This window comes from Micromonospora sp. CA-240977 (assembly GCF_050942285.1).
Taxonomy (GTDB): domain Bacteria; phylum Actinomycetota; class Actinomycetes; order Mycobacteriales; family Micromonosporaceae; genus Micromonospora.
The window spans coordinates 1,849,224-1,862,512 of record NZ_CP192055.1; the positions used below are offsets into that span (position 1 = coordinate 1,849,224).

A 13,289-nucleotide genomic window follows, 5' to 3' on the forward strand; every position below is an offset into this window, starting at 1 on the left:
ACTCCGCCGACTGTGACGCCTGCCGAGTCCCGCGCCCTGCCCGCGCCGCACCCGGAGTCGGCAGTCGGCTCCGACGAGATGGTGAGCTATCGCACTCCAGCCGGTCTTTTCGTCGGCCCCGCCGCGCTGACCAGCACCTCCACCACGCCGACCGAGGCCCCGCGCGCGACCGGTCCCACCGTCACCGCCCCCGCCGAGACAGCTGCGCCGGCACCGGCGGACACGGCACCGGCGGAGACGGCCGCGCCGGCTCCGACCGAGACAGCCGCGCCGACCGAGACAGTCGCGCGGACTGAGACGGCCGCGCCGGCCGAGACCGCGGAGAGCGTGGCGGCCGTACCGTCGCAGGTCTGGTGGCGTCGGTGGACGCGGCGGCGGCAGCACCTTGCGGTGGGCGGGCTGTTCCTGCTCGCCGCGCTCTGGGTGACCAGCCGGATCTGGCTCGACCCGTCCGGCCGGGTGGCCTCCCTCTACACCGGTGACCCGGCCCAGGTGCAGTTCTTCCTCGCCCACTCGGTACGCGTGGTGCTGCACGGCGAGTACCCGTTCTACACCGAGCAGTTCAACTACCCCGACGGCGTCAACCTGATGGCCAACACGGCGGTGCTGGCGCTGGGCATCCCGATGGTCCCGGTGACGCTGCTGTTCGGGCCGGCGGTCTCCTTCGTGGTGCTTGTGACGCTCGGCCTCGCCGGCACCGCCATGGCCTGGTACCTCATGCTCTCCCGCCACCTGGTGCGCACCCCGCTCGCGGCGGCGGCGGGCGGTTGGTTCTGTGGCTTCTCGCCGGCGATGCTCTCGCACGCCAGTTGGCACCCGAACATCATCAGCCAGTTCCTGCTGCCGTTCATCGTCTGGCGGGTGCTGGTGCTCACCCGGTCGACCCGGCCGGTCCGGGACGGCGCGCTGCTCGCCCTGCTGGTCGCCGTGCAGGCGTTCATCAACGAGGAGATCCTGCTCTTCACGGCGCTGGCCTGCGGCGTCTTCCTGCTGGCGGTGCTCGTGCAGGAGCCGGCCCGCTGGCGGGCCGCGTGGCGGCCCCTGGGCGCCGGTGTGGCGACCTGCGCGGTGCTGGCCGGGGCGCTGCTGGCGTACCCCCTGTACGTGCAGTTCGCCGGGCCAATGGCGTATCACGGGCTCAGCGACGCGGTGAAGGACTACGGCAACGACATCGCCGCCTTCTTCGCCCCGGGCTCGCCCACCCTCGGCGGCAACCAGCGAGCCAACATCAATCTCGCGCCGAACTACTCCGAGGAGAACGCCTTCTTCGGCTGGAGCCTGTCGCTGATCGCCATCGGTATCGTGGTCTGGCTGCGCCGGGAGCTGATCGTCCGGGCGCTCGCGGCGACGGGCCTGCTCTTCGCCGTGCTCTCGCTCGGCGAGCGGGTCTCCTGGTGGGATCGGGAGCTGGTCAGCGGGCCGTGGCAGGTGCTGGTCCGCCTGCCGCTGCTGGACGCGGTGGTGCCGACCCGGTTCGGTCTGATCACCAGCGTGGTGGTCGGTCTGCTGCTCGCGCTCGCCGTCGAACGGGCCTGGGCGTTGCGCCCCGCCGAGCGGCGTACCGTGCGGACGCTCACCGCGGCGGGCCTGGCGTTCGCCCTGCTGCCGATCGCCCCGATGCCGCTGCGGATGGTCTCGCGGCCGCCGGTGCCGGACTTCATCACCGCCGACCGGTGGCGGGCGTACGTCGGGCCCGACCAGACGCTGGTGCCGATCCCGGTGCCCAGCATGGGCAACACGCACGGCATGCGCTGGGCGGCGGCCACCAACCTCGACTTCAAGATCCCCGGCGGTTACTTCCTCGCCCCCCGCAACGGCAATACCGGTGACGCCGGCCGGTTCGGCGGCCGACCCAGCGGGGTGGGCCAGATGCTGGAGGAGGTGGCGACCACCGGCCGTACGCCGAAGCTCGACGACCGGCAGCGCCGTCGGTTCGCCGACGAGCTGCGGCACTGGCGGGCGGCGATCCTGGTGCTGCCGTTGCGGCAGCAGAACGCCGAGCCGCTGCGGCGGACGGTCGAGGAGTTGGTCGGTCCGGGCCGCCAGGAGCTGGACGTCTGGGTCTGGGACGTCCGGGCGCTCACCGACCGTTCGGTCTGATGACCACCGGGACGACGTCGGAGACCACGTCGGCCCCGGCGGCGGCCAGCACGTCCCGGCCGGCCCGGCTCCGGGACCTGCTGGTGGTGGGCGGTTATCTGGGCCTGGCCGTGCTGCTGACAAGCGGGCAGTGGGGGCACCCGGGGTTGCTGTTCCACCAGGCGGGTGACCAGATCCTCTTCGAGTGGATGCTGGCCCACGCGGCGCACGCCGTGGTCGCGGGGGAGAACCCGCTCCACAGCGCCGCGTTGAACGCGCCCGACGGGGTCAACCTGATGGCGAACACGTCGGTGCTCGGCCTGGGCGTCCCGCTGACCCCGGTCACAGTGCTCCTCGGGTCGCAGGTGGCGTTCTGCGTGGCGGTCGTCTGCTGCCTGGCCGGCACGGCCGTCGCCTGGTACGCGCTGCTGCGCCGCCGGCTGGTCACCAGCCGGTCCGCGGCCGCGGTCGGCGGGCTGGTCTGCGGCTTCGCCCCGGGCATGATCGCCCAGGCGAGCGCCCACCTGCACATCGCCGCGCAGTTCCTGGTGCCCGTGATCCTCGCCCTGGTGTTCCGGCCCGCCTCGGCGCAGCACCGGACCGGCGACGCCTGGCGGACCGGCCTCGGGCTCGGCCTGCTCCTCGTCTGGCAGGTCTTCATCGGTGAGGAGGTGCTGGTCTTCCTCGCGCTCGCGGCCGGGGTGTTCGCGGTGGGCTACGCGCTCGCCGACTCCGAGGCCGCCCGACGGCTCGCACCGGCCCTCTTCGGCCGGCTCGCGGTGGCGGTCGCTGTGGCGGCGGTGCTGCTGGCGTATCCGCTGTGGTTTCAGTTCCACGGCCCGCAGCACTACTCCGGAATGGCGTTCGACACGCACGGCTTCCAGTTGGACGCCGCGTCGTTCACCGCGTCGGCCCGGCAGACCGTCCTCGGAGACGACTGGTTGCCGGGGTTGCTGTCACCGAACCCGACCGAGGAGAACTCGTTCTTCGGCCCGGGACTGCTGGTGCTCGCCGTGGTGATCGTGATCTGGCAGTGGCGACGACCACTCGTCCGGGCGCTCGGCGGTTGTGGGGTGGTCTTCGCCCTGCTCTCGCTCGGCACCGAGCTGCGGGTGGACGGCACCGCCACCGGCATCCCGGGGCCGTACCGGCTGGTCGCCGGGCTGCCGCTGCTCGACCTCGCCGTGCCGGCCCGGTTCGCGCTGATCTGCGTACCGGTGCTGGGTGTGCTGGTGGCGCTCTCCCTGGACCGGGTCCGCACCGCGCGCGGGCCGATCGCCGCCCCGGGCCTGCCGGTGCGGTTGCTGTGGGCCGGCGCGGTCGCCGCCGCGTTGCTGCCCCTGGTCCCGACGCCGATCCGGGTGGTGCCGGTCGCGCCGGTGCCGGCGTTCGTCGCCGACGGCGGCTGGCGTGCGCTGGTGCCGCCCGGTCGCAGTGTGGTCGCGGTGCCTCCGGTCACCGGGGCCGGACGCAGCGCGGCGATGCTCTGGTCGGCCCGTACCGGTCTGGCGTTCCCCGCGCCGGGCGGGTACTTCATCGGGCCCAGCGGCCCGGACGACCCGGCGGCCCGCTGGGGCGCGCCGGACCGGCCCACGTCGGTGCTGTTACGCCGGGTGGCCGAGACCGGCGTGGTGCCGGTGCTTACCGACGACGACCGCCGGCGGGCCGTCGACGACCTGCGGCACTGGCGTGCCGCGGTGGTCGTCCTGGGCCCGCTGGAGCACGGTGACCCGGTCCGCCGGACCGTCGACGACCTGCTCGGGCCGGGCCGAGCAGTCGACGGCGGGTGGCTGTGGGACGTCCGGAACCAGGTCGACTGATCAACCCACCAGGGCGCGGACGTCCCAGACCCACACGTCGTCGACCCGCTGCGGTGGCCCGATCAGACCGGTGACCAGCTCGCGCAGCACCGCCTCGCGCGGGTGCGCCCCGAGCACCACCACCGACGCCCGCCAGAACCGCAGGTCCTCGACGGCCTGGCGGCGGTTCTCCTCGGTGAGCGCCGGGACCGCGTCCTTGTCCATAGTGGAGTAGATGAGGCTGCTGGTGGGTCGGTTCGGCGCGCCGAAGACCCCCTCGCCCAGCTCGTTCGGGCCGATGAAGTAACCGCCGGGGACGGGGAACTCCTGCCCGGTCAGCGCGCTCCAGCGCAGTGTCGGCAGGCCGTGCACGTTGCTCGGGATCGGCACCGGCACCAGGGTCCGGCCCGCCGGCACGTACGGTCGCCAGCCGCCCGCCGTGATGAAGTGCGGCGGCGGGTCGATCTGCTGGGCGGGCAGCGGCCGGGGCAGCAGCGGCAGCACGGCAAGGGTGACCGCCGCGTACCCCACCGGGCGCAGCCACCGACGGCGCGCCGCGACCGGCGCGGGTGCGCCCGCGTCGTCGGACGTCGCCAGGTTCGGCTCGTCGACGCGCTGGGCCGGCACCCGCGGCCGGTCGGCCACCGCGCGTCCCTGGCGGTGCGCGGCGTCCCAGGTCAACGCGAGCAGTACGCCCACCGCCGCGGCGACCACCAGCGTCAGCCGGGTCGGCATCATCATCTCGACAAGCGGCAGATCGTCCGGCACGTACGACCACGGGCCGCGCACCGCGGTCTCGACACCGTCGAAGCGCACCATCGGCCCGATCGCGGCCACGGTGAACACCACGATCAGCACCGCGACGATCCGCGTGGCCAGCGACCGGCGCACGAGCAGCACCAGAGACACCAGCGAGAGCAGCACCAACGGCCAGCCGAACCAGGTGTTCTGCTCGGTCAGCCCGATGGTCTGCTCCACCGCCGGGTCACCGGCCCAGGTGTCCCGGGCGAAGGTGACGAAGGCCATCAGGTCCTCGCCCCAGTTGTGGAAGACGCCGCCCTGCAGGCCCCGGTACGACTGCGGGCCGTTGAACTGGAACCAGATCGGGTACGCCGCGAGCACCAGGGTCAGCCCACCGGCGACACCCAGCCCGGCCACGAACGTGCCGGCGGCGGCCCAGGCGGCCCGCGGTCGCTGCACGGCGTACGCCAGCACGACGACCAGGCAGGCCAGCGCCGTGAGCAGCAGCATCTCCTCGTTGATGAAGATCTGGTACGTCACCAGCGCGCCGAGCACCAAGCCGTTGCGCCGCCACCGGCCCGGCTCACCGAGGCGCAGCACCCGCACCACGATCAGCGGCAACAGGAAGTTCGACACGAAGTTGGGCTGACCGTTGGCGTGGTGGATGATCCCCGGCGCGAAGCCGAGGAACGCGCCGCCGACGAAGGCCGCCGCGCGGGAGCGCACCAGGTGGCGGGAGAGCATCCAGTACCCGGTGCCGGCGGTGGCCGCCAGCGCCCCGCCCAGGTAGAGCGCGTACATCACCTGGGGGCCGAGCAACATGGTCAGCGGGGCCAGCGGCAGGGTCACCCCGAGCAGCGAGGTGTTGGCGATCATGTTCACCCCGTCCGGGGCGTTCTGCCGGGCCGTGAAGAGCGGGTTCTCCAGGTGCCGCACCGAGTACGCGCCGTGCGCGAACAACCACTCGAACCAGCTGTGGTCGGTGGGCAGGTGCGAGGAGACCCGGCCGGTTACGTCACCCCAGTAGTTGAGGCAGACGAAGACGCCGAGCAGCACATAGGCTCCGATGGCCAACAGGTCGGCTCGGGCCGGGCGGCGTCGGGGCCGCCGTGTCGACTCGACCTCGGCCGGGTCGGCATCGGTAACGGGATTCAGCGAAGGGTCTACCACCGGCACAGCCACGACGCGCCATCGTACAGGCGCGGGTCCGTCGCTTTTGCCGGGCCGGTGCGCCCACGGTCGGTTTGCCGGACATCACCTCGCCGGCCAGCAGGACGCGCTCACGGAAGGACGGTCGTTGTCGATCATCGAGCTGGGTGAGATCCGCGACGAGCCGGTGGCGGTGCCTCCGGTCCGGACCCCCCGGGCCGTTGGTCGCCCGATGCGCACCGCCGCCGTGCTGCTGCTCGCCCTGGTGCTGCTGGCCGGCGCGACACCGCCACCGCAGCGCATGGTGAGCGTGGTGCCGGCGTCGCCGGCCGCCAACACATACCTCACCGCGGACGGCGTCTTCGTCATCGACCCGCCGCTACCCGACCAGGACCGGTACCTGACCGCGTATGCGTGGCCGGAACCACACGGGGCCGCTGCGCGGCGGCGGTGGCAGGCGTCGGTGCCCAGCGGTGACGCCTACGTCCGCGTCCGGGTCGAGCGAGGGCTGGTGCTGGCCACGGGGGCTGATGACGGTGCCGGGGTGTTCGCGACCACCGCCTTCGACGCCGAGACGGGTCAGCAGCGGTGGCGGCACCCGGGCGTACCCGTGCCGGTCACCGACGGCGGATTGCTGCTGGCGGACATCCACCAGGACGAAACGGACGGGATGAGCCGGATCGAGCCCGACACCGGCCGGGTGCTCTGGTCGGTGCCCCTGCTGTCGCCGAGCGGCCCCGGCTTCCACCTGACCGACGGCCGGATCGACAGGTTCGCGCTGGTGCAGCCGACCGGCGAGGTGCAGGTGCACGACGCCGACACCGGTCGCCTGCTGCGCAGCGTGGACACACTGCCCGGCGACGCGTCGGTGTTCCAGCGGGTCCAGATCGTCGATGATCTCCTACTGCTGCTCACCCCCGGGGACGTCCCGATGATGATGGCCTACGGGCTGGCCGGGCTGGAGCAACTGTGGACGGCCCAGGTGTCCCCGGTCTCCTTCGCGGTGGGTTGTGCCGACCTGCTCTGCGTGGCGGGGCAGGACGGCAGCCTCCAGGTCCTCGATCCGGCCACCGGCGTGGTGCGCTGGTCGGACCCCCCGGGCCGGGAGTTGCTTGCCGACGTTCGCGGCGACCGGCTGCTGATGTCCGGCCCCAGCGGTCAGTTCGCGGTGCGCGACGCGGTGACCGGGCGGATGCGGACCGAGCTGGGCGTGTGGGACCTGGCACCGACGCTGCGGCCGGACGATCCGCTGGTCGGGATGCGGCACGGGGACGACGGCCGGCTGGTCGTCGCCGAACTGGACCTGGCGGCCGGCGAGGCCCGGATCCGCGACGTGCTGCCGGACATCACAGGCGGTTGCCAGGCGTCCCTACCGGTCCTGCTCTGCCAGCGTCTCGACGGCTCGACCGCGCTGTGGCGGTTGCGCCAGTGACCGGCCCGATGATCGACCTTGGCGAGCTGCGGCACGGCCCGGATCCGGAGCCACCGCCCCGTCCACCCCGCGCGAACGGCCGGCCGGTGCGCGGCGCGCTTGTGCTGTTGCTCGTGCTGGCCACCCTCGGCTCCGCCGCCGTACCGCCGCCCCGGCCGGCTGCGGTGACGCTGCCGGCGCAGCTCGCCGCCGAGACGCTGCTCACCGCCGACCTGTTCGTGGTCCTCGACCCGGACCCGGAGCAGCCGACGCGGCGGCGGATGAGCGCCTTCCGGCTGCCCGACGGCCTGCTGCTCTGGCAGACCGCGGTGCCGGTGCAGGGCCGGAGCTGGGGGATCATGTTGGCCGGCGACACCCTGCTGGTCACGGTCTACGAGGTGCTGCCGCCCGAGCAGAGCGTCCTGTCCATGGCGTTCGACAGGGAAACCGGGGCGTACCGCTGGCAGCAGCCGGGCCGTCCCGACACGCTGGCCGACGGCAACGTGTTGCTACAGTCCGGTGCCGACGACGAGCCGGTCAGCCTGCGCGCTGTCGATCCGTGCTGCGGCACGGTGCGCTGGCAGCTGACAAAGGCCGCCGACTACGTCAGCCTCCGGTTCCGCGCCCGCGGCGTGGACCGGGTGGTGCTGCACCGGAGGAGCGGGTTCACCGAGGTGCATGATGCGATCACCGGCACAGAGTTGGCCCACGCCGACCTGCGCCCACCCGAGGGCGGGTCGTTCCTGTCCGTACAGGTGGTGAACGACCTCCTGCTGACCAGCCGCGGGGCACCGGCCACGATCACCGCCTACGGGCTGGACCGGCTGGACCGGCGCTGGAGCATCACCACCACCGATCGGATCGACTTCATCAACGACTGCGGTCCCGTCCTGTGTCCACAGCGACATGGCGCCGCGCTGTGGGGGGTCGACCCCGCGGCCGGCCAGGTGCTGTGGCGTAGCGACCGCTGGGCGGGGCTCTTCGCGTACGACGGACGGGTGGTGGCCACCGCGGCGGGCGCCGTGGGCATACCTCCGCAGCGGCTCTTCGTCGTCGATCCGATGACCGGGCGGGAACTGGCCGACCTGGGCCGGTGGGAACTGGCCCAGGTCGGCCCCGACGACCCGCTGATCGGCGTGCGTCCACACCCGGACGGCGGGATGGTGGTCGCGGAGTTGGACGTCCGCGCCGGGAGGGCGCGCGTGCTGGACGTGCTTCCGGACGTCGCCGGCGACTGCCAGGCGAGCGTCGGCCTGCTGCTCTGCCAGCGTACGGACGGCTCCTACCGGCTGTCCCGGATGCCCCGGTGACCGGCTCGGTGATCGACCTCGGCGAGCTGCGGCACGGCCCGGAGCGGGAACCCGAGCGGTCGCCCCGCCCACCCCGTGCCAACGGTCGGCCGCTGCGCTGCGCCCTGGTCCTGCTGCTCGTGCTGGTCACCCTCGTCTCCGCCGCGCCACCGCCGGCCGGCCGGACCGTGGTGACGCTGCCCGCCCAGGCGGGCGCCGACGTGCTTGTCGACGGCGACCTGGTCCTGGTGATCAACCCGGTCACCGTCCAGGCGCCACAGTGGCGGCTTGCCGCCTTCCGGTTGGCCGACAACGAGCCGCTCTGGGACACGCCGCTGCCCGGGCAGGCCCGCTTCTGGGGACTCCGGCCACAGGACGGGATGCTGCTGGCCACCGGTTATGAGATCGGCGCGGACGGGCGGGACAGCCTCACCGTGGCGCTGGACCGCAAGACCGGGGCGTACCGCTGGCAGCAGCCGGGCAGCTCCGTCGAACCGGCCGACGGCAACCTGCTGCTGCAGTCCGGCGGCGGGGACCAGCCGCTCAGCCTGCGTGCTGTCGACCCCTGCTGCGGCACCGTGCGGTGGCAGCTCGCCACCCCCACTGCCGGCGTCGAGGCGCAGCCCGTCGCCGAGAGGGCGGACCGGGTGGTGCTCAGCGACATGCGCGGGCCGGTCGAGGTACGCGACGTGCTCACCGGCGCGGTGCTGGTCCGCGCCGACCTGCGCCCACCCGACGGTGAACCTCTCGGGTCCGTGCAGGTGGCGGGTGACCTGCTGCTGACCATCGGTGGACAACCGAACGCGGTCACCGCCTACGGGCTGGACCGGCTGGACCGGCGCTGGAGCACACCGGTCGACGAGATCGAACTCGCGCAGGACTGCGGCCCCGTCGTGTGCATCCGGACCCGCTCCGCCGGGCTGTGGGCGGTCGACACCGCGACCGGCGAGGTGCGCTGGCGCAGCGACCGGTGGGGGTGGGCCTGGCCGTACGACGGGCGGCTGATGGCCGTTCCGATCAGCAACGAACCGCTGGGAAGGTACTTCGTCGTCGATGCGCGGACCGGCCGGGAACTTGTCGACCTCGGCCGCTGGGAGGTGTTCCAGATCGACACCCACCACCGGCTGCTCGGCGTGCGCCCCCATCCGGGCGGCGGGATGCTCGTCGGGGAGTTGGACGTCCGCGCCGGGAAGACCCGCATCGTCGACCTGCTGCCCCAGGCCACCGGCCACTGCCAGGCGATCTCCGGCCACCTGGTCTGCGCTGACATGAGTGGCACGTACCGGAGCTGGCAGTTGCGCGACTGATCACCAGGCGAGGGACGATGGTTGCCGGCTGGCACTAGGTTGTCGGTGGTCAGCAGCGAGGAGGCCGGGATGCGGGTACTTGTGGTGGAGGACGAGCGCAACCTCGCGGACGCGATCGCGCGCGGGTTGCGCAAGCGGGGGATGGCGGTCGACGTGGCGTACGACGGCGACGCCGGCCACGAGGCGGCGTTCGTCACCCGGTACGACGTGGTGGTGCTGGACCGCGACCTGCCCGGCGTGCACGGTGACCAGATCTGCGCGGACCTGGCCGCCTCCGGCGCGCTGACCCGGGTGCTGATGCTCACCGCGAGCGGCACGGTGGCCGACCGGGTGGAGGGGTTGCAGCTCGGCGCGGACGACTACCTGTCCAAACCGTTCGCCTTCGACGAGTTGGTCGCCCGGGTGCAGGCGCTGGGCCGGCGGGCCACCCCGGCCGCGCCGCCGGTGCTCGAACTGGCCGACCTGGTGCTCGACCCGGCCCGCCGGGTGGCCACCCGCGCCGGGGTGCCTGTCGACCTGACGAACAAGGAGTTCGGGGTGCTCAGCGAGCTGCTCAAGGCCCGCGGCGCGGTGGTCTCCAGCGAGGAGCTGCTGGAACGCGTCTGGGACGCGAACACCGACCCGTTCACCACGATCGTCCGCGTCACGGTGATGACACTGCGGAAGAAGCTCGGTGACCCGCCGCTGATCGAGACAGTGGTGGGCGCGGGCTACCGCACGGCCGAGGTGGGGGCATGAGCCGCCGGGTGCGGCCCACCCTGCGGTTGCGGCTGACACTGCTCAACGGGGTGCTGCTTGTCGGCGCGGGGGCGATCCTGGTGCTGCTGGCCTGGCTGCTGGTCCGGGACGCGCTGCGCCCCACCGACGAGCTGCTGCCCGGCACGACGGTGCTGCTCTCCGACGGCGGACGGATGGACGCCGCCGAGTGGCAGCGGCGCCTTGTCGACTCCGCGTCCGGGGAGCTGCTGGCCAAGGGCCTGGTCGCGCTGTTGGCGATCAGCGTGGTCGGGGTGGCCGGGGCGTACGCGGTGGCGGGTCGGGCGCTGCGCCCACTGCACCAGGTCACCGCTACCGCGCAGCGCCTCGGCGAGGCCACCCTGGACCAGCGGATCGGCTACTCGGGCGCCGACGACGAGGTGGCCGAGCTGGCCAAGACGTTCGACGCCATGCTGGACCGGATCGCGTCCGCGTTCGAGGCGCAGAAACGCTTCGTGGCGAACGCCTCGCACGAGCTGCGTACCCCGTTGGCCGTGATGCGGACCGAGATCGACGTGACGCTCAGCGACGACGACGCGGATGCCGCCGAGTACCGCCGGATGGCGACAGTGGTCCGGGACGCGTCCGAGCGGGCCAACGGCCTGGTGGACGCGCTGCTGGTGTTGGCTCGCAGCGAGGCGCAGGCCGGCCGGCAGTTGGGCCGGCGCACCGAGTGTGACCTCTCGGCGGGCACCGCGAACGCGTTGTCGGCGATGCGCCGCGAGGTGGAGCGGATCGGCCTGCGGGTGCAGACGTCGTTGGAGTCCGCGCCGGTCGTCGGTGACCCGGGGCTGCTGGACCGGCTGGCCGGCAACCTGATCGAGAACGCGGTTCGCTACAACCACCTGCACGGGCGGCTCTGGGTGCGTACCGGCACCGACGGGGAGCGGTCCTGGCTGGTCGTGGGCAACACGGGGTTCGAGGTGGACCAGGCCGACGTGCCGGGGCTGTTCGAGCCGTTCCGGCGCGGTGGCCGGGAACGCACCGGGGCCCGGGGATCCGGCCTCGGCCTGTCCATCGTCCGCGCGGTCTGCACGGCGCACGGCGGCACGGTACGGGTGGTCGCCCAGCCCGGCGGCGGCCTGGAGGTGACCGTCACCCTGCCGACGGCGGACGCTCCGGCGGTGACCAGTCCCGCGCCCACCGCCGGCTGAAGGGTTGCGGGCGGCACCCGGCCGATGGCAAGATCGCTGCGTCAGCTCGAGAGCGAGAGGGGGTGCGTCGATGTCCACAAACAATGACTCCGCGCCCCGGGTCTGCGCCGGCTGACTCCCGAGGCGGGGCGTCCCATCCCATTCGGAGGGGAACACCCGTGTATCCACGGATCCGCAACATCAGCTTCGACTGTCACGACACGTACGCCCTGGCCGGCTTCTGGTCGACGGTGCTCGGGTACGCCCGGCACGGCGAGGATGCCCCCGGTGATCCGGAGGCGGCCCTGCTGCCGCCGGACGAGGCCACGCCCAACCTGTTCTTCCAGGCGGTGCCGGAGGACAAGGTGACAAAGAACCGGGTGCACATCTGCCTGGAACCCGTCGACCGGACCCGGGACGAGGAGATCGAGCGGGTGCTCGGCCTCGGTGCCACCATGGTCGCCGACCGACGCCGCGACGACGGCACAGGTTGGGCGGTGCTCGCCGACCCGGAGGGCAACGAGTTCTGCGTCGTACGCAGCGCCGGGGAACGTGTCGTCACCACCACTGTGGAGGACCAACTGTGAGTTCGACGATCCACAACATCAGCTTCGACTGTCACGACACGTACGCACTGGCCGGCTTCTGGTCGCAGGTGTTCGACTGCCCCCGGCAGCCGGACGACTTCCCCGGCGACCCGGAGGCGATGCTGCTGCCCCCGGGCGGCCCGGAGGTGCTGTTCCTCGCCGTGCCCGAGGGCAAGACGGTGAAGAACCGGCTGCACCTGGACCTGCAACCGGCCGACCGGTCCCGGGCCGAGGAGGTCGAGCGGCTGCTCGGCATCGGCGCGGTGCTCGTGGCCGACCAGACGCGGCCGGACGGCTCCGGCTGGGCGGTGCTGGCCGACCCGGAGGGCAACGAGTTCTGCGTGCTGCGCAGCGCTGCCGAGCGGGCCGCGGGCGACGCGGTGACGGGTGCGTCCGAGCCGGTCTAGGCGCTGACCGCACTGCCGCTTCGGATCCGGTCGCGGCGTCATGATCGACAGGGGCGGCGCAACGGGTCGCCGTGGTGTTGGATGAGCGGCCACGGCAGCCAGATGAAGGATGTGGGCAGATGGACACGACGGTGACCGAGCCGGTGCGGGCGTACCTCACCGCGACCGGCGAGCGGCTTCGGGCCGACGGCTGCGAGGTGCGGACCGAGGACTGGGGCGGCGTACCGGTGCTGATCGGCCACCGGGGTGATTTCCGGATGCGGTGGATGGCGACAAAGCTGCACCTGTTCACTGTCGCCGCACCGGCGACGCTGGTCACGGCGGACGCCCTGCAGAGGTTCACCGCCACGGCGCTGGACTACGTGGTGGCCCGCAAGGGGCAGCTGCGGGGCTTTCAGAACGGCGTGGCGGTGTTCCCCGCCCTGGTCGGCACCCAGGTCGAGCCGGCGGCCTCGGCGTGGGCGCAGGGGGGCCAGCAGGTGAAGTTCGCAGCGGTGGCCCGACCGGTGGCGGTGGAGGCCGGCAGCGGCACGGCCAGCGCGTACCGCGGCAACCCGGTGCTCGGCTTCATCTACGCGGCCCACCTGCGGAGCAAGCTGAACGCCTACTTCCCGGTGGCCTGAGCGGTCCG

The 13,289-nt window shown here is 73.0% G+C and carries 11 protein-coding genes; 10 read left to right on the forward strand and 1 reads right to left on the reverse strand.

All coding sequences use genetic code 11. The features are described from left to right. The first annotated feature begins 12 nt into the window (after positions 1 to 12). Both ACQPWW_RS08635 and ACQPWW_RS08640 read left to right on the forward strand, forming a co-directional pair. The gene (locus ACQPWW_RS08635) at positions 13 to 2,100 is read left to right on the forward strand and encodes a hypothetical protein (RefSeq protein ID WP_433130840.1); all 2,088 of its coding nucleotides are present in this window, start codon (positions 13 to 15) and stop codon (positions 2,098 to 2,100) included. Further along, positions 2,100 to 3,899 carry a hypothetical protein gene (locus ACQPWW_RS08640; RefSeq protein WP_433130843.1) on the forward strand — a complete coding sequence of 600 codons (1,800 nt, stop codon included), beginning with the start codon at positions 2,100 to 2,102 and terminating at the stop codon, positions 3,897 to 3,899. The genes ACQPWW_RS08635 and ACQPWW_RS08640 overlap by 1 nt, the downstream gene beginning before the upstream one ends. On the opposite strand, the gene ACQPWW_RS08645 is transcribed toward ACQPWW_RS08640, so the two are convergent. Next, positions 3,900 to 5,789 (reverse strand): hypothetical protein, encoded by a 1,890-nt coding sequence (locus ACQPWW_RS08645; protein WP_433134223.1) that lies wholly within the window; start codon positions 5,787 to 5,789, stop codon positions 3,900 to 3,902. A gap of 127 nt (positions 5,790 to 5,916) precedes the next feature. On the opposite strand from ACQPWW_RS08645, the gene ACQPWW_RS08650 reads away from it, so the two are divergent. The 8 genes from ACQPWW_RS08650 (at position 5,917) to ACQPWW_RS08685 (ending at position 13,281) form a co-directional block, all read left to right on the forward strand. After that, on the forward strand, positions 5,917 to 7,200 hold the full coding sequence (locus ACQPWW_RS08650; protein WP_433130845.1) for a PQQ-binding-like beta-propeller repeat protein: 1,284 nt from the start codon (positions 5,917 to 5,919) through the stop codon (positions 7,198 to 7,200). Between the two features lie 8 nt (positions 7,201 to 7,208). Beyond that, the gene (locus tag ACQPWW_RS08655) at positions 7,209 to 8,489 is read left to right on the forward strand and encodes a PQQ-binding-like beta-propeller repeat protein (RefSeq protein WP_433130848.1); all 1,281 of its coding nucleotides are present in this window, start codon (positions 7,209 to 7,211) and stop codon (positions 8,487 to 8,489) included. Further along, entirely contained in the window at positions 8,486 to 9,775 is a 1,290-nt protein-coding gene (locus ACQPWW_RS08660; RefSeq protein ID WP_433130850.1) for a PQQ-binding-like beta-propeller repeat protein, read from the forward strand. Before ACQPWW_RS08655 ends, ACQPWW_RS08660 begins: the two co-directional genes overlap by 4 nt. A 69-nt stretch (positions 9,776 to 9,844) precedes the next feature. Continuing rightward, a complete protein-coding gene (locus ACQPWW_RS08665) occupies positions 9,845 to 10,513 on the forward strand; it encodes a response regulator transcription factor (protein ID WP_357247659.1) in 669 nt (222 codons plus the stop codon). After that, positions 10,510 to 11,685: a sensor histidine kinase gene (locus tag ACQPWW_RS08670; protein ID WP_433130852.1), complete on the forward strand. Its 1,176-nt coding sequence runs from the start codon at positions 10,510 to 10,512 to the stop codon at positions 11,683 to 11,685. Before ACQPWW_RS08665 ends, ACQPWW_RS08670 begins: the two co-directional genes overlap by 4 nt. 158 nt (positions 11,686 to 11,843) lie before the next feature. Next, on the forward strand, positions 11,844 to 12,251 hold the full coding sequence (locus ACQPWW_RS08675) for a VOC family protein (RefSeq protein ID WP_433130854.1): 408 nt from the start codon (positions 11,844 to 11,846) through the stop codon (positions 12,249 to 12,251). Then, positions 12,248 to 12,658: a VOC family protein gene (locus ACQPWW_RS08680; protein ID WP_433130856.1), complete on the forward strand. Its 411-nt coding sequence runs from the start codon at positions 12,248 to 12,250 to the stop codon at positions 12,656 to 12,658. Before ACQPWW_RS08675 ends, ACQPWW_RS08680 begins: the two co-directional genes overlap by 4 nt. Positions 12,659 to 12,777: 119 nt before the next feature. Beyond that, complete coding sequence (locus ACQPWW_RS08685; RefSeq protein ID WP_433130858.1) at positions 12,778 to 13,281, forward strand: levansucrase; 504 nt, start codon at positions 12,778 to 12,780, stop codon at positions 13,279 to 13,281. The last annotated feature ends 8 nt before the right edge of the window (positions 13,282 to 13,289 follow it).